Origin of the sequence: Micromonospora pisi (assembly GCF_003633685.1) — a bacterium.
Lineage (GTDB): Bacteria > Actinomycetota > Actinomycetes > Mycobacteriales > Micromonosporaceae > Micromonospora_G > Micromonospora_G pisi.
In genome coordinates this window covers 5,797,299-5,813,889 of record NZ_RBKT01000001.1, presented here as the reverse complement: position 1 = coordinate 5,813,889, position 16,591 = coordinate 5,797,299, and the positions used below count along the sequence as shown (strand labels likewise).

The 16,591-nt window shown below is 71.2% G+C and carries 11 protein-coding genes and 1 riboswitch; of the genes, 5 read left to right on the top strand and 6 right to left on the bottom strand.

Features of this window, described 5'->3' with window-relative positions:
* Positions 1-75: 75 nt before the first annotated feature.
* Positions 76-1,362, bottom strand: a complete 1,287-nt coding sequence (locus tag BDK92_RS24840; RefSeq protein WP_121162545.1) for an ABC transporter substrate-binding protein — start codon at positions 1,360-1,362, stop codon at positions 76-78.
* A 404-nt stretch (positions 1,363-1,766) separates the two neighbouring features.
* On the opposite strand from BDK92_RS24840, the gene BDK92_RS24835 reads away from it, so the two are divergent.
* Positions 1,767-2,810 carry a LacI family DNA-binding transcriptional regulator gene (locus tag BDK92_RS24835; RefSeq protein ID WP_121158876.1) on the top strand — a complete coding sequence of 348 codons (1,044 nt, stop codon included), beginning with the start codon at positions 1,767-1,769 and terminating at the stop codon, positions 2,808-2,810.
* Between the two features lie 105 nt (positions 2,811-2,915).
* Positions 2,916-3,000: riboswitch (ZMP/ZTP riboswitch) on the top strand.
* Between the two features lie 108 nt (positions 3,001-3,108).
* A complete protein-coding gene (locus BDK92_RS24830) occupies positions 3,109-4,377 on the top strand; it encodes a serine hydroxymethyltransferase (RefSeq protein WP_121158875.1) in 1,269 nt (422 codons plus the stop codon).
* Positions 4,378-4,453: 76 nt separating this feature from the next.
* Here BDK92_RS24830 and BDK92_RS24825 read toward each other — a convergent pair whose 3' ends face one another.
* Together BDK92_RS24825 and BDK92_RS24820 are read right to left on the bottom strand one after the other, a co-directional pair.
* Entirely contained in the window at positions 4,454-5,623 is a 1,170-nt protein-coding gene (locus tag BDK92_RS24825; RefSeq protein ID WP_121158874.1) for an acyl-CoA dehydrogenase family protein, read from the bottom strand.
* Positions 5,624-5,809: 186 nt separating this feature from the next.
* Positions 5,810-8,482: a putative bifunctional diguanylate cyclase/phosphodiesterase gene (locus BDK92_RS24820; RefSeq protein WP_121158873.1), complete on the bottom strand. Its 2,673-nt coding sequence runs from the start codon at positions 8,480-8,482 to the stop codon at positions 5,810-5,812.
* 258 nt (positions 8,483-8,740) lie between these two features.
* Here BDK92_RS24820 and BDK92_RS24815 point away from each other — a divergent pair, with 258 nt between their 5' ends.
* Positions 8,741-9,133, top strand: a complete 393-nt coding sequence (locus BDK92_RS24815; protein ID WP_121158872.1) for a PH domain-containing protein — start codon at positions 8,741-8,743, stop codon at positions 9,131-9,133.
* A gap of 41 nt (positions 9,134-9,174) precedes the next feature.
* Here BDK92_RS24815 and BDK92_RS24810 read toward each other — a convergent pair whose 3' ends face one another.
* On the bottom strand, positions 9,175-10,101 hold the full coding sequence (locus BDK92_RS24810) for a 2-hydroxyacid dehydrogenase (RefSeq protein WP_121158871.1): 927 nt from the start codon (positions 10,099-10,101) through the stop codon (positions 9,175-9,177).
* Positions 10,102-10,129: 28 nt separating this feature from the next.
* Positions 10,130-11,743, bottom strand: a complete 1,614-nt coding sequence (locus BDK92_RS24805; protein ID WP_121158870.1) for a hypothetical protein — start codon at positions 11,741-11,743, stop codon at positions 10,130-10,132.
* Between the two features lie 141 nt (positions 11,744-11,884).
* Between BDK92_RS24805 and BDK92_RS24800 the strand changes: the two genes are divergently transcribed.
* Together BDK92_RS24800 and BDK92_RS24795 are read left to right on the top strand one after the other, a co-directional pair.
* Positions 11,885-13,072, top strand: a complete 1,188-nt coding sequence (locus BDK92_RS24800; protein WP_121158869.1) for a PQQ-dependent sugar dehydrogenase — start codon at positions 11,885-11,887, stop codon at positions 13,070-13,072.
* 104 nt (positions 13,073-13,176) lie between these two features.
* A complete protein-coding gene (locus BDK92_RS24795) occupies positions 13,177-14,898 on the top strand; it encodes a metallophosphoesterase family protein (RefSeq protein WP_121158868.1) in 1,722 nt (573 codons plus the stop codon).
* A gap of 151 nt (positions 14,899-15,049) precedes the next feature.
* On the opposite strand, the gene gatB is transcribed toward BDK92_RS24795, so the two are convergent.
* On the bottom strand, positions 15,050-16,543 hold the full coding sequence (gatB, locus tag BDK92_RS24790) for an Asp-tRNA(Asn)/Glu-tRNA(Gln) amidotransferase subunit GatB (protein ID WP_121158867.1): 1,494 nt from the start codon (positions 16,541-16,543) through the stop codon (positions 15,050-15,052).
* Positions 16,544-16,591: the final 48 nt, after the last annotated feature.

The following is a 16,591-nucleotide window of genomic DNA, read 5'->3' as shown; positions in this document are numbered from 1 at the left end:
GAACGTCGACGTACGCCGGGGGTGGGCGGGGAGAGCCCGGCGTACGGGAACCGCCCACCCACCACTCACCACGCGCTAGGACTTGGCTGCCTTCTCGGCTTCCTTGAGCGCCTCGGCCCACGCCTCACTCAGCGGCTTGCCCTTCAGGTCGGCGGTCTGCATCCGGTTGAGTACGTTCTCCACCGCGACCCGGGTGGGCCCGTTCTTCCGTCCCAGGTACTGCGGGGTCAGGCCCTCCGCCGCCCTGGGGAAGATCTGACCGACGGGCGCGTTGTTGAAGAACGGGTTGGAGAAGTCCTTGATCGCCGGGTCCTGGTAGAGCGCCGGCTGGGAGGGCAGGTTGCCGACCTTCTTGAAGATCTCGATCTGCTGCTCGGGCTGGACCAGCCACTCCAGCAGCTTGTACGCCTCGTCCACGTGCTTGCCCTGCTTCGGCACGGTGAGGAACGAACCACCCCAGTTGCCGCCGCCACCGGGGATCGCGGCGATGTCCCACTTGCCGGCGGTTTCGGGCGCGGTGTTCTTGATGTGGCCCTGCATCCAGGCGGGGCAGGCCAGCACCGCGAAGGCGTTCTGGGCGAAGCCGGCGTTCCACTCCGGCTGGAAGGCCGGCAGGTTGGCGGAGATGTCGGCGGCGATCGCCTTGGCGGCCACCTCGAAGGCCACCTTCGGGCCGCCCTCCATCACCAGCGCCTCGCCCTGGTCGTAGAAGCCGACCGGTTGCTGACCCAGGACCGGGTTGAAGATGTTCGTGCCGGCGTCGATGAACTTCTTGCCGGTCTTGCTGGTGTAGGTCTGCCCGGTGGCGATGAACTGGTCCCAGGTGGGCCAGAGCGCGGAGACCTGGTCCCGCCCGGTGGGGAGGCCGGCGGCCTGGAACAGGTCGGTGCGGTAGCACATGGCGAGGCCGCCGACGTCGGTGCCGAGGCCGATCTGGGTCCTGCTGTCCGCGGAGAGGGTCTGCTTCCACTTCCACGGCAGGTAGCGGGTCTCGTACTGGCCGGCGCCCCGGTCGAGCAGGTTGACGAACTTGTCCGCCTGGCCACGGAACTGGATGACAAAACCCTCGTCGATCGCGGCGATGTCGGGGGCGCCGTCGCCGGCGATCAGCTTCTTCTGCAGGTCCTCGTGCTGGGCGTTGTACTCGCCGGTGTTCACGCTGATCTTGATGTTCGGGTTCGCGGCCTCATACCGGGCCTTCAGGTCATTGATCCCGAAGTCACCCCAGATGCCGATCTTGAGGGTGATGGTGCCGCCGGAATCGGAATCGCCGCCGGGGTTGCCACTGCAACCCGCGACCAGGAGCACACCTGCCGCACTCGCGGCGACCAGCCGGACCCAACGGGCCCCGAACCCTCCCATGTTCATCCTCCACCTACGGGAACGTCCCCTGACATCGAGGAACGTTGACTGAACCGGATAAGTGAGGCCACCGTACGGGCGGCCCATAGTCATGTCAATGGCGGGTTAACGGCGTTCACGTACGGAAATCTTCGGGCGACCCGAACGGGCTCGAAGATGCGTGGAAGCGCTCCAGCCTGCCCTGAACCGCACCAATTCGCGCACCACGACGAGGCTGCCACGCCACCGGCGACAACACCCCGGCCGCTATGCTTAACCGGGCAAGCTGATCGCCGCCACAGCTCCGTACGCCTCGGACCAGGACCAGGTGGCGCGGCGTACCGGGGCTCGCCGGACCGCCCCCGATCCGGCACCATGGCGACCGCAGCCCCGGAACGTTTCCGGCCGACCAGTGAGGAGCGCCGGTGAAACGGCCCACGATCGCGGACATCGCCCGCCAGGCCGGGGTCTCCAAGGGCGCCGTCTCCTACGCCCTCAACGGCCAGCCCGGCGTCTCGGAAAGCACCCGGCAACGCATCCTCGCCATCGCACGCGAGATCGGCTTCAACCCGAACAGCGCCGCCCGCGCCCTGAGCGGCGCGACGGCCAACGCCGTCGGGCTGGCCCTGCGCCGACCGGCCCGCACCCTCGGCGTCGAACCGTTCTTCATGGAGCTGATCAGCGGCGTCGAGGCCGAACTCTCCGCCCGGTCGTACGCCCTCACCCTTCAGATCGTCGCCGACGCCCAGACCGAGATCGCCGTCTACCGGCGCTGGTGGGGCGAGCGCCGGATCGACGGCGTCTTCCTCTGCGACCTGCGCGTCGACGACGAACGGGTGCCCGCCCTCGAAGAGCTGAACCTGCCCACCGTGGTGATCGGCGGCCCCGGACACACCGGCCGCCTGGCCAGCATCTGGGCCGACGAGGAGGCGGCCCTGGTGGAGACGGTGGAATACCTGGTCGCGCTCGGCCACCGCCGGATCACCCGGATCGGTGGCCTGCCCGGGCTGCTGCACACCGAGATCCGCACCGAGGCGTTCACCGAGGTCTGTCGACGACTCGGCCTGGACCAGACCCGTACGGTGCCCTCGGACTACACCGGCGAAGAGGGCGCCCGGGTCACCCGCCGACTGCTCAGCTCCGCCGAACGGCCCACCGCGCTGATCTACGACAACGACGTGATGGCGATCGCCGGGCTGGCGGTGGCGCAGGAGATGGGGCTCTCGGTCCCGGCCGATCTCTCCATCGTGGCCTGGGACGACTCCCCGCTCTGCCAGCTGGTGCACCCGCCTCTCACCGCGCTCAGCCGGGACATTCCGGCGTACGGCGCCCACGCCGCCCGCCGGCTCCTCGCCGCCATAGCCGGCGACCCCATCACCTCCTACCAAGACGAAACCGCCCACCTAACCCCCCGCGGCAGCACCGCCCCACCCCGCCCCACCCCACCCCCCACCCCCTCCGCGATCTAGGGCATATCCGCACGATCGGTGATCGACCCACGCGGACCTGCCCTAGATCCACGAGACGTGAGGGGTGGCGTGGGGCGCGGTGAAGGGCGGGGCGGCTACGATCGGGGCGGTTAAGGCGACTGGCGCGGCGAGGTGGAAGAAACCACCGGGGAGCGACCGAGATCGTGCACCGCGCGCCTGGGTGCACATCAGCCGGGACTGTCTGGATCGGCCAAGGGCCGGACAGAGGGGCCCGGTGTACGCCTTGCCCTTCCGCGCCCCGCAGTAGGGCAAGCGCCGATCAGCCAGGAGGACGCTCATGCACGTACCGCCCATTCCCACCCTGACCGCCGCCGACCCGCAGTTGGCCGCCCTGATCGAGTCCGAGGCCAAGCGCCAGCACGACAAGCTGCGCATGATCGCCTCGGAGAACTACGTCTCCACCGCCGTACTCGAGGCCAGCGGCACCGTGCTGACCAACAAGTACTCCGAGGGCTACGCCGGCAAGCGTTACTACGAGGGTCAGCAGTTCATCGACCCGATCGAGACCCTCGCCATCGAACGGGCCCGCGCGCTCTTCGGGGTCGACCACGCCAACGTCCAGCCGTACTCCGGCTCCCCCGCGAACCTCGCGGTCTACCTGGCGTTCCTCTCCCCGGGCGACAAGGTGATGGGGATGGCCCTGCCGATGGGCGGGCACCTGACCCACGGCTGGTCGGTTTCGGCCACCGGCAAGTGGTTCACCCCCGTGCGCTACCAGGTCTCCCGGGAGACCGGTCGGATCGACCTCGACGAGGTACGCGACCTCGCGCTGCGCGAGCGCCCCAAGGTGATCTTCTGCGGTGGCACGGCGGTCCCCCGGACCATCGACTTCCCCGGTTTCGCCGAGATCGCCCGGGAGGTCGGCGCGATCCTGGTCGCCGACATCGCGCACATCGCCGGACTGGTCGCCGGTGGTGCGCACCCGTCGCCGGTGGGCTACGCCGACGTCATCACCACCACCACCCACAAGACCCTGCGTGGCCCGCGCGGCGCCATGATCATGACGACCGCCGAGTACGCGAGCGCGATCGACAAGGCGGTCTTCCCCGGCCTCCAGGGTGGCCCGCACAACCACACCACCGCGAGTATCGCGGTCGCCCTCAAGGAGGCGTCGACCGAGGACTTCCGGCGGTACGCCCACCAGGTCGTGGCGAACGCCCAGGCGCTCGCCGCCGCGATGGTCGAGCGGGGCTTCGAACTCAGCTCCGGCGGCACCGACAACCACCTGATCCTGGCCGACCTGACCAGCAAGGGCATCGCCGGCAAGCCGGCCGCCCAGGCGCTGGACCGGGCCGGAATCGAACTGAACTACAACACCGTGCCGTACGACACCCGCAAGCCGTTCGACCCGTCCGGCATCCGGCTCGGCGCGGCGGCGCTCACCACCCGGGGCCTGACCGAGCAGCAGATGCCGCAGGTGGCGGCCTGGATGGACGAGGCGGTCAGCGCCGCGGTCAAGGACGACGAGGCCACCCTGGACCGGATCGCGGGTGAGGTGTCCGACCTCCTCGCCACCTACCCCATGCCCGGTTACGCCTCCGCCTGATACCGCATGTAAGGAAGGGCCCCTTGTTAACGCTATGCGTTAACAAGGGGCCCTTCCTTACATGCACCCGGCGGCGTCAGTAGCCGATGGCGACCGGACGACCGAGCAGGGCGCTGCCGTACGTGCCGAGGAAGCCCTCGGCCGCTGCGGCGTGCTGGCTGAACGTGTGGATGTCCCGGAACCGGCGTTGCAGCGGGGCGGAGTCCCGGGCCACCCCGCCGCCACCGGCCCGGTAACAGGTGTCCACCGCCGCCACCGCCACCTCAGTCACCCAGGCCAGCGCCCCCGCCGCGGCCGGGTTGAAGCCCGGCACCGCCGCCGGGTCGGTCGCCACGCTCGCGGTGAACTCCGCCGCCAGGTCCCGCAGCAACGCCCGGGCCGCCCGTACGGAGGTCTCGGCCCGACCGAGGTGCAGCTGGAAGACCAGCGAGTCGGCCAGCGAACTGCTGGCGTAGAGCCGCTGCTTGCCCAGCGCGAGCCGGGTCAGCTCGTCCAACGCGCCCTGTGCGATGCCGACCGCCACCGCGCCGAGGTGCAGGACGAACTGGACCAGCGGTGCCACCAGGTGGGGTGCGGGCACGCTCGGCCGGCCGCCGAAGATGTCGAACGTACGCGTGTCCGGGCAGAACGCCGAGGCGAGCACGATGTCGTGGCTGCCGGTGCCGCGCAGTCCGAGCACCCGCCAGGTGTCGACGATCTCCACCTCCGCGGCGGGAAAGAGCATGCCCCGGGTCTGCGGCATCCCCTCGACCGGTCCCGGCCTAGGTACGCCGTTCTCGTCGAGCACCACACAGTTCCCGAAGATCCAGTCGGCGTGTTCGCAGCCACTGGCGAAGGCCCACCGGCCGGTCACCTGGTAGCCCCCGTCGACCGCCCGCGCCTGCCCCTGCGGATTGAACCCGCCGGCGACGATCACGTCGGGGCGGTCGGCGTACACCTTGTCGAACTGGTCCTGGCCGAGCAGCGCCAGCAGGAACGGTGCCTCGCTGCCGAGCATCACGGTCCACCCGGTGGACGGGTCCGCGCGGGCCAGTTCCTCGAGCACCGTCATGCCGGTGAGTGCGTCGACCTGGTACCCGCCGTGGCTGCGCGGCACGAACATCCGGAAGCAACCGGCGGCGACCAGTTCGGCCAGCAGGTCCGGTGGCAGTCGCCGGGCCAGGTCGATCTCGGCAGCCCAGTCGCCGATCGTCGGTGCCAGCTCCCGTACCGCCGTCAGCACCCGCCGGCCAGCGTCCTCGTCCATCTTCGCCCCTCCCGTCCGCCCGCCCGGGCGGAGCCCCGGCATCGACGGTAGTGAGGACCAGAGGGTGTGGGCACCGGCACGGCGGAGGACCCGACGTCACACGGCCGACCGATCCGTACTCGCCCGCCGGGCGCGTTCCGCCCCGCCGCGACAACCTCACGGCGGTGCCGAAGCGTCGGCTCCGTCTCACCTGGACGGCGAGGGGAACTCCTCCAGGTACGCCTCGACCCGCTCCGCGGTGGCCGGGCGGGCGAGCACGAAGCCCTGACCGAACCGGCAGCCGGCCAGCCGGGCCTGTTCCACCTGGTCGGCGGACTCCAGCCCTTCGGCGACGATCTCCATGCCGAGCCGCCGGCCCAGGCTCACCACCACGTCGATCACCGGCTTGCCCTGGCCCTGCCAGCCGCTCGGGTCGGAAACCAGAGAACGATTGATCTTGAGGATGTCGACCGGCATCCGCCGCAGGTGGGCCAGGGAAGCCGGCCCCAGGCCGAAGTCGTCCAACGCCGTACGCACCCCGAGCGCCCGCAATCTGCCGAGCTGGCCGACCACCCCCATGATGTCCACCTCCCCGCTCGGTTCGGCGATCTCGATCAGCAGCCGGTCCGGCTCGACCTGATGGATGGTGAGCGCCGCGGCGACCCGCCCGACGAACTCCGAGCCGGTCAGCTCGGTCACCGAGACGTTGACCGACATCCACAGCTGACGGCCGCCCCGGGACCACTCGGCGAGTTGCCGGCACGCCTTGTGCAGCACCCACTGGCCCAGCTCGTCGATCAACCCGAGGTCCTCGGCGACCGGCACCAGCTCGGCCGGAAGCACCGTACCGAGCGACGGGCTGCGCCAGCGGACCAGCGCCTCCGTACCGACCGGACGCTTGTCGTGCAGGCCCAGCACGGGCTGGTAGACCAGGTCGAACTCGCCCCGCATGGCGGCACCGGGAAGTTCCCGTTCCAGGTCCATCCGGCGGACGAGCTGTTCTTCCAGGTCGCTGTCGTACCACTCGATCCGGTTGCGCCCGAGCTGCTGGGCCCGGCGCCGGGCCATCTCGGCGCGCCGTAACACGTCGTCCACGCCGCTGCCGCCGCAGAGTTCGGCCAGACCGATGCTGGCCTGGAGGCTCACGATCGCACCGGGCAACTGGTACGGCTCGGTCAGCGCGCCGATCAACCGGATGCCGAGCGCGTACGCGAGCATCGGGCCGTCGACGGTGACCACGGCGAACTCGTCACCGCCCAGCCGCGCGACCACGTCGTCGCCGCCGGCGCCGGTACGCAGCCGCCGGCCGACCTCGACCAGCACCGCGTCGCCGACCTCGCGCCCCCGGCTCTCGTTGATCGCCGACATGCCGTGCAGGTCGACCACGAGCAGCGAGCCGGTGTGCCCGGCCAACGAACGTTGGGTGACGATCGCCCGCATCAGGTCCCGCCGGTTCGCCAGCCCGGTGAGCTGGTCGGTGAAGGAGAGCTGGTGCACCTGGTGCTCCAGCTTCCGGCGTTCGCCCACGTCACGTACGTGCACCACCAGCGCGTCCACCTCCGGCACACCACGCTGGTCGCTCACCGTCGACTCGGTGTCCCGCCACATCCCGTGCCCGTCGCGCAGCCTCGCGGTGACCAGCGGCGACCTTCCGGTGGCCGAAGCCGGTCCGGTGAGCACCCCGGTGAGCAGTTCGGTCACCGAGGCGGCGTCGTCCGGGTGCATGAGGTCGGCGAACGCCCGCCCCACCACGTCGGCGTCGGCGAGGCCGAAGAGCCGCGCGGCGGCCGGCGACTGCCACCGGACCAGCAGATCGGCGCCGACCACCAGGGTGAGGTCGTTGGCGCCGGTGACCAGGGCACGGAAATGCGCCTCCTGGCTGACCAGCCGTCGGGCGTACGAGCGGATGTCGAGCACCGCGAAGACCTCGCGGACCACCAGCGTCGGGATCACCGCGAGCCCGAGCACGATCGAGGTGTGGTCGAACTCGCCGACCACCACCAGGTGGTAGACGGCAGCCAGGGTGGCGACCACGGCCGGCACGGTGAGCAACGGATACGCCGAGAGGTGCGTCTCGGGTTCACCGGGCGGCGGCGGTTGAGCGCCCGGGTTGGCGTACCGGGTGCCGGCGGCGGCCAGGATCGGCCCGACGACCAGCGGGACGGCCGCGCCCAGTGGCGCCCAGCCGGGCACGTCGTAGGTGAGCAGGACGCCGAGCACGGCGAGCCCCAGCACCGAGGCGCCGGCGCCGGCGCCGCAGAGTCCGGCCGCGCGCCGGTAGCCGAAGGAGCGCAACGCGGTGACCGCGATGATCGACAGACCACCGGCGGCGAGCAGGGCCACCGCGAGGGCGACCGGCGGCATGCCACCCGCGGGCGGCATCAGCCAACCGACGAACGCGAGGCTGACGCCGAGGCTCAGCCCGTCGAAACCACGCCTCAACCGCATCGACACGGTGCTCGCGGCCCCTGGCAGCAACAGCACACCGAGCAGGTAGAGCGGGAGGGCGACGAGGAGCCCGAGGAGGAGCAGCAACGGGCGGACGGTGGCCGACACCAGTGCCAGGGCGAGCACGGTCGACCCGCTCGCCACCACACCGGCGCCGAGGAAGCCGACGCCCCGGCAGGGGCCGAAGCTGCGCCGGGCGGCGTGGATGACGAGCGCCAGCCGGATCAGTCGGGTGGCGGCGAGTGCGGAGACCACGCCCACGGCGACAGCCAGGGCGAGGTAGGTGGAAAGGAGACCGGTTGAGCCGGCAATCAGGATGACCGCCGCCGCCGAACCGGCGACGATTTCCGGCACCTGTGTGGTGCGCCGGTGACTTCCGGCGCGCGGGGGGAGCGCCACGGACACGGCGATGTCGCCTTCTGCAGGGGGCATGGGACGGACTGGTGCGGGCGGAACGGCTGGCACTGGTGGCACTGGTGGGGCGGGTAGCGCGGGTGCGCCCGGCAGACGGTGGAGGCACACCTATCAACCGTCAACGATCGAGCCGGGGCGGAGTTACGCCCCGGTAGCGATATTCGCGTAACCCCACTCACTTTTTGTAATGCTCCGACTACCCATTCCGTCGTCGGTTGCCGGGCCTGCCCGCCGCCCACCCGTACGGAGATCAGGGTCGGGTGCGAAACTAGGGAGGTGAGCAGCACCGACTCGGTTCATTTTCGGTACAGCCAGGCGATCTGGGTGGCCGCCGCGATCGCGTTCATCGGCGCCCTGCCGCTGGCGAGCGCGGCCTGGTACTTCACCCCCATACTGCTCATCCCGCTGCTGATCGGGATCTGGGCCTGGCGGGCCGGGACCGACGCGGACCGCGCCGGGGTGAAGATCCGGGCGCTGTTCGGGCAGCGCCTCATTCCCTGGCACGAGGTGGTCGAACTCGGCGTCGACGACCGTCGCCGGGTGATCGCCTCGCTCACCGACGACCGGATGGTCCTGCTTCCCGCGGTGCCCGCCGCCGGCCTGCCCCGGCTGGTCGCGGCGAGCGGTCAGCACGTCCTCGGTACGGAGGACCAGCCCCCCTCCGCGTAGTGCGGGGTCCCGTCGGCTCAGTAGCCGTCGGCCCCGTCGACTCAGTAGCCGTCGACCACTTCGTTGATCAACGGCTCACCCGCCACGAGGCGGCGCAACTGCTCACCGGCGAGCCGGTAGGCGCGCGGCAGCAGGCCCCGTACCGAACCGCCCACATGCGGGGTGATCAGCACGTTCGGCAGGTCCCAGAGCGGATGACCGGCGGGCAGCGGCTCCGGATCGGTCACGTCCAGTGCCGCGCTCAACCGGCCGGTGGTCAGCTCGGCCACCAGCGCGTCGGTGTCGGCGACCGGGCCCCGGGCCGCGTTGACCAGCAGCGCTCCGTCGCGCATGGCGGCCAGGAAACGCGCGTCGACCAGCCCCCGGGTCAGGTCGGTGAGCGGCACCAGCAGTACGACGATGTCGGCCGCGGGGAGCAGGCCCGGCAGATCCGCCACCCCGTGTACCCCCTCGGCCGGCCGTGCGGTCCGGGCGACCAGGGTCAGCTCGACCTCGAACGGCAGCAGGCGGGCCACCAGCGCCGCCCCGACCGACCCGGCACCGACGATCAGCACCCGCTTGCCGAAGAGTTCGTCGGTCGGCGTCGCCTCCGCGTACGCCCACTCGTGGCGGGGCTGCGCGCGGGCGAAGAGTGGGAAGGCCCGCAACCGGGCGAGGATCGCCGCGACGACCCACTCGGCCGTCGGCGAGTCGTGCACTCCCCGCGCGTCGCAGAGCAGCACCCCGTCCGGCAGCCGACCGGCCCAGACCTCCGCCCCTGCGGTGAGCAACTGCACCACCCGCAGGTCCGGCAGCTCCGCCGCGAGCCCCACCACCTCGGCCGGGGCGAGGAACGGCGGCACCCAGAACCGCACCCCGGACGGATCCGACGGCAACTGGTCCGGAGCGGGAGCGCACTGCACCGTCACCCCGTCGGGAATGTCGCCGAGCATCGACCGGCCGTGCTCGTGCGGGATCCATGCCTTCACAGGCGCCGACCCTAGCCGGCGGGCGCCGTCAGCGCAGCGGCAGGTCGACCGGGCCGGCCGGCTGGTAGACATCGTGGCCGGCGACGCTCGTGGTCCGGACCGCGACCCCGTTGGCGGCCAGGTGGTCGGCGACCGCGGCGCTCAACGGCGAGCCGGCCGGCAACACGTACGCCGGGCTCCCGGCCTGCCCGACCAGCTCCCGGTACGGCTCGTAGCGGTCCCAACCGGCGCGCAGGTCGTCCCGGATCACCGCGCAGACCAGCCGCTCGCGCGTCACGAAGGTGATGGTGTTGCAGGTCCAGTACCCGCCGTAGAACCGGTCGACGCCGAGCCGGTCCAGCGCCGCCACCAGCTCCCGTCGCCGGTCCGCCTCCCGGCTCAGTCCCGGCGCCGCGGCGACCAGTGCCACGCTCGCCAGTCCCATCGTCGACACGATCGCGGCGAGCAGCCCCGACGCCGCCCAGCGGACCGGCGCGTGCCATCGCGTACCGGGGTGGGACGCGGTGCTCGCCGCCGCCCAGAGCGGCCAGAGCACTGCCGGGGTCGAGATCAACAGGCAGGAGAGGTAACGGGAACTCTCCACCGGGGTCGTACCGGCGGCGCTGCTGCCGGCGTACGCGGCCACGCTCAGTCCGGCACCGGCCAGCAACACCAACCTGCCACCCTGGCGTACCCGCTCGGCGCCGGTCGCGGCCCGTACCGCCCGCACCGCGAGCACCCCCGCGACCACCAGCAGCACCGGATAGGCGACGCCCCACCAGAGCTGCCACGACGCGCACCGACCGGGCGCGCAGAACCCGGTCCCCATCGACAGGCCGAACAGGACCCCGCCGTGGAGCCGGTCGGCCCAGGAGACGACAGCGTCGCCGCCCAGGGTGGCGTAGACGGCCAGCGACCGATGCTCCGGTGCGGCGGTCAGGTTGTGCGCCACGATCGGCACCAGCCCCACCAGCAGGCCGCCGCCGAGCGCCAGTCCCGCCCGACCACGCAGCTCCCGCCAGTTGAACAGGAGCAGCAGGCCGGCCGCGCCGACGTACGGCAGCACCAACCAGTCGTCCCACAGGGTCAGGCCGGCGACCAGCCCGAACACGCCGTACGCGGCCAGCCGACGCCACCCCGTCCAGAACCCGAGGCCGAGGTTCACCGCGAGCAGCACCAGCAGCGCCCCGGCCGGATTCATCTCCGGATAGCCCCCGGCGGCGATGAGCTGGTTCTTCAGGACCCGGTCGGAGCCGAGCGCCAGCAGGCCCACCGTGGCGGTGGCCAGCCACGGGCTGTACAGCCGCCGGGCGAGTTGCCAGACCAGGGCCAGGAACACGGCGTAGAGCAGCAGGTTCGGCAGGCGTAGGGCGAGCGTGGAGGGGCCGAGGAGGACGAACAACGGCGTCGCCAGGTACGACTCCAAGGCCCCCATGTAGTACTGGCCGTAGAAGAAGAGCGGGAACTCGCGGCCCTGCGCCAGGTGCATCGCCACCAGGCCACTCGTCGCCTCGTCGCTGTTCGTCGGTGGCACCTCGACCAGCAGCAGCACCAGCCGGTAGACCAGACCGAGCAGGCCGAACGCGACCGCGACCCGGACCGCGAGACGCCCGCCCCTGGTTGCCACCGGCCCGGCGGGTCGCGTCGCTGTCCCGGTCACCATGGCGGCAGTTTCGCATGGGTCTGTCGGCAACTGCCCGGTATGACTCACCCGCCGGGTAAATCGGCCGGATCCCCGAAGGAGAGTGCCCCGTTGATCGAGCATGGCGAAGGTTGTGCCGGCGGTCCGGCTAGGCTGGGCCGGGTGAGCGTTCGCCCCTCGTACCCGCGCCGCGCCCGGACCCGCGCGGCGGTCGCACTCTGTGCGGCGGCCATCCTCGCGACCAGCGGATGTGCCTTCGGCGAGCCGGAGCCGGACCCGGCCGGCGAACCACCCCGCTTCCCCACCCCCTCGGTGACCGCCACCCCACGGGCCGGTGGCATCGACCAGCAGGTGGCGACAACCGTGCTCGCCACCGGCCTGCGGGTGCCGTGGGGAATCTCGTTCCTGCCCGACGGCGGCGCACTGGTGACCGAACGGGACACCGCGAAAATCCTCAAGGTCGGACCGGAGTCCGGCCCGGACGGGCTGAAGGTCACCACCGCGGCGACCCTCGACGAGGTGGACGCGGCCGGTGAGGGCGGCCTACTCGGGATCGCCGTCTCACCCGGTTACGACAAGGACAAGACCGTCTTCGTCTACTACTCCACCGAAGAGGACAACCGGATCGCCAAACTGGTCCTCGGCACCGAACCCACGCCGATCGTGACCGGCATCCCGCTCTCCGGCATCCACAACGGCGGCCGGCTCGCCTTCGGCCCGGACGGTTTCCTCTACGCCACCACCGGCGACGCATCCGAGCGTGGCCTCTCCCAGGACCCGAAGAGCCTCGGCGGCAAGATCCTCCGGATGACACCGGATGGCAAACCCGCCGCCGGCAACCCGTTCCCCAACTCCCTGGTCTGGTCGCTGGGACACCGCAACGTGCAGGGCATCGCCTGGGACGCGAACAAGCGGCTCTACGCCAGCGAGTTCGGCCAGAACACCTGGGACGAGATCAACCTCATCGAACCCGGCAAGAACTACGGCTGGCCCGTCGTCGAGGGGCAGGGCGACGCCGAGACTGACCCGAAGTTCAGCAAACCGCTGGCGGTCTGGGGCACCGCGGACGCCTCCTGCTCCGGGATCGCCGTGGTGGAGAACCTGCTCGCCGCGGCCTGCCTGCGCGGTCAACGGATCTGGCTGCTCGAACTGACCGCCGCCGGTGGCGTCCTCGGCCAACCACGGGCCATCCTCAACGGCGAGTACGGCCGGCTCCGCACCGCCGTCACCGCGCCCGACGGCTCACTCTGGATCTCCACCTCCAACCACGACGGGCGCGGCAAACCCGCCGCGGACGACGACCGCCTCCTCCGCCTGGTCTTCTCCGGCGGCGGCGCCGGCCGGAGCTGACCGCGCCACGCCCCGGACGGCATCAGCGCCACCACAGCAGGTGCGAACCGGTCAGCCTCACCAGGTTTCCCAAGATCTCTTGCTGGGCAGGTCATGATTTGCACATGGACAGGCACGGAAACGACGACGAGCAGGCAGCCGGGACCGGACAGGTCCCGGCCGACCGGCGTGCACCCGGACCGGCGTGGCGAAACGCCCGCACCGGGGCGGGGTCGGTGCTGCGGCTCATCGGCCGGTCACCACGGCCGGTGCTCCACGGCTGCCGACGCGCGCTGACCTCCGTCGCGGCCCGCCGCACCGGGCTCGCCCTGAGCATCGTCCTGGTCGCCCTCGCGGGCGTCGTCGGCGGCGTGCTGATCGCCGGCCGGATGCACGTCGACATCGGGCCGTTCCGCGCCGAGATGGCGATCACCCCCACGGTCAGCGGTGGCACCAGCGTCGACATCCCGCCACTGGGCTCGTTGCAGATCGACAGCCACGCCGGACCGGCCCACCTCTCCATCCAACTCGGCTCCCTGGACCTGCGCCGGACCGAACAACTCATCGACGACCCGGCCGGAATCGCCCGCGCCAGCCAGACCGCCGTCACCGACGTGACCAGCGGTGTGGTCCGGGTCGGGCTGCGTACGGTCGCCGTGGCCGTACTCGGCACGTTGATCCTCGCCATCCTGGTGTTCCGCAACACCCGGCGGGTCGCCTGGGCCGGCGGGCTGGCGCTGCTGATCTCCGGGGGCAGTCTCGGCATCGCCGCGTTGAGCCTCCGACCGGAAGCGGTCGAGGAACCCCGCTACGAAGGGCTCCTGGTCAACGCCCCGGCGGTGGTCGGCGACGCCCGACGCATCGCCTCCGACTACGGCAAGTACGCCGACCAGGTGCAACGGCTGGTCGGCAACGTCAGCAAGCTCTACACCACCGTCTCCGCCCTGCCCGTCTTCGAACCCGCGCAGGGCACCACCCGGGTACTGCACGTCTCCGACATCCACCTGAACCCGACCGGGTGGCAGGTGATCCGTACCGTGGTCGAGCAGTTCGACATCGACGTCGTGATCGACACCGGGGACATCACCGACTGGGGCAGCGAGCCGGAGGCGTCCTTCCTCGGCTCGATCGGCGTGCTCAAGGTGCCGTACGTCTTCATCCGTGGCAACCACGACTCCGCCGCCACCGCCGCGGCCGTGGCCCGGCAACCGAACGCGATCGTGCTGGACAACACCGTCAGAACCGTCGCCGGGCTGACCATCGCCGGGATCGGCGACCCCCGGTTCACCCCCGACAAGGAGACCTCACCCAACGGTTCCGGGGCCACCCCCCAGGTGATCGAGCAGGTCACCGGCGCCGGCGAGAAACTGGCCAGCACCGTACGCGCGGCCAAGCCACCGGTCGACATCGCGCTCGTCCACGACCCCGCGTCCGGGCAGGCACTCAACGGCACCTGCCCGCTCGTGCTCGCCGGTCACGTGCACCACCGCGAGATCGACCCGCTCTCCCCACTGCCAGGACAGCCCCCGACCCTGATGCTGGTGCAGGGCTCGACCGGTGGTGCCGGGCTACGCGGGTTGGAGGGCGAGAAGCCGCTGCCCCTGGCCCTCTCGGTGCTCTACTTCGACCAGCAGCGGATGCTCCAGGCGTACGACGACATCCAGGTCGGCGGTACGGGTCAGGCCCAGGTCAGTCTGGAACGCCACCTGGTGCAGCCGCCGCAGCCGACCCCCACCACCAGCGCCACCCCGACCCCGGGCAGCACGATCCCGGGCCCATCCCTGCCCGGCACCCCACCCCCGGTAATCCCCCCCACCCCACCCCCACCACCCACCCCCACCCGCTAACCCCCCGCCCTCGCCCGGCGGGGGTGGGTGGGGGTGGATGCGGGAAGGGTGGCTGCCCTGGTAGGGGCAACCACCCTTCGGGTGAAGCACAACTCCTCGGCCCCGCCTGGGACAGCCGGCGGGTGGCCGAGGCGAAACCGGGGCCAGCCAGCTAGCTCAGTCGCTCCAGGATCAGGTCGCGGACGGTCTTGGCGTCGGCCTGGCCGCGGGTGGTCTTCATGACGGCACCGACCAGGGCACCGGCGGCGGCGAGCTTGCCCTCGCGGACCTTGGCGGCGATGTCGGGGTTGGCGGCGATCGCCTCGTCCACGGCCACGGTCAGCGCACCCGTGTCGGAGACGACACCGAGCCCCCGGGCAGCCATGATCTCGGCCGGGTCGCCTTCGCCGGCCACCACGCCTTCCAGCACGGTACGGGCGAGCTTGTCGTTGAGCTTGCCCTCGTCGACGAGCCGCTGGAGTTCGGCGACCTGGGCGGGGGTGGCCCCGACCTCGGCCAGCTCGACACCGGACTCGTTGGCGCGGCGGGAGAGCTCGCCGAGCCACCACTTCCGGGCCCCGGCCGGGGTGGTGCCGGCGGCAACCGTCTGCTCGATCAGCTCGACCGCACCCGCGTTGAGTACGGACTGCATGTCGAGGTCGGAGAGGCCCCACTGTTCCTGGAGCCGCTGCCGGTGGACCCGGGGCAGCTCGGGCAGGGCGGCCTTCAGGTCGGCGACCCAGGCCGGGTCCGGTGCGATCGGCACCAGGTCCGGCTCGGGGAAGTAGCGGTAGTCGGTGGCGGTTTCCTTGGAGCGGCCGGGCCGGGTGTCGCCGGTGTCCTCCTGGAAGTGCCGGGTCTCCTGGATGATCTTCACGCCGGCGTCGAGCAGGGCAGCCTGCCGCAGCATCTCGGAGCGGACCGCCCGCTCGACCGAACGCAACGAGTTCACGTTCTTGGTCTCGGTACGGGTGCCCCACTCATCGCCCGGACGGTTGAGCGAGGTGTTGACGTCGCAGCGCAGCGACCCCTCCTCCATCCGTACGTCCGACACGCCGAGGGAGCGGAGTACGTCGCGCAGCTCGGTGACGTACGCGCGGGCGGTTTCCGGGGCGAGCGCACCGATCCCGGGGATGGGCTTGGTCACGATCTCGACCAGCGGGATACCGGCCCGGTTGTAGTCGACCAGCGACTCGGTGGCACCGTGGATACGACCGGTGGCGCCACCGACGTGCAGCGACTTACCGGTGTCCTCCTCCATGTGCACCCGCTCGATGCCGATCCGGACCGTCTTGCCCTGGACCTCGACGTCGAGGTAGCCGTCGACGCAGAGCGGCTCGTCGTACTGGCTGATCTGGAAGTTCTTCGGCATGTCCGGGTAGAAGTAGTTCTTCCGGGCGAACCGGCACCAGTCGGCGATGGTGCAGTTGAGTGCGAGGCCGATCCGGATGGTCGCCTCGATCGCGGCCTTGTTGGCGACCGGGAGCGACCCCGGCAGGCCGAGGCAGACCGGGCAGGTCCGGGTGTTCGGCTCGCCGCCGAAGTCGGTCGGGCAGCCGCAGAACATCTTGGTGTTCGTGCCCAGCTCGACGTGGGTCTCCAGGCCGATCACCGGCTCGTACCGCTCGACAACATCGTCGTACGACGGCAGGACGATCGCGCTCATCAATACTCCAGCTCTCGAGCGGTATCCGGGCAAAGCATGGTCAAGCGT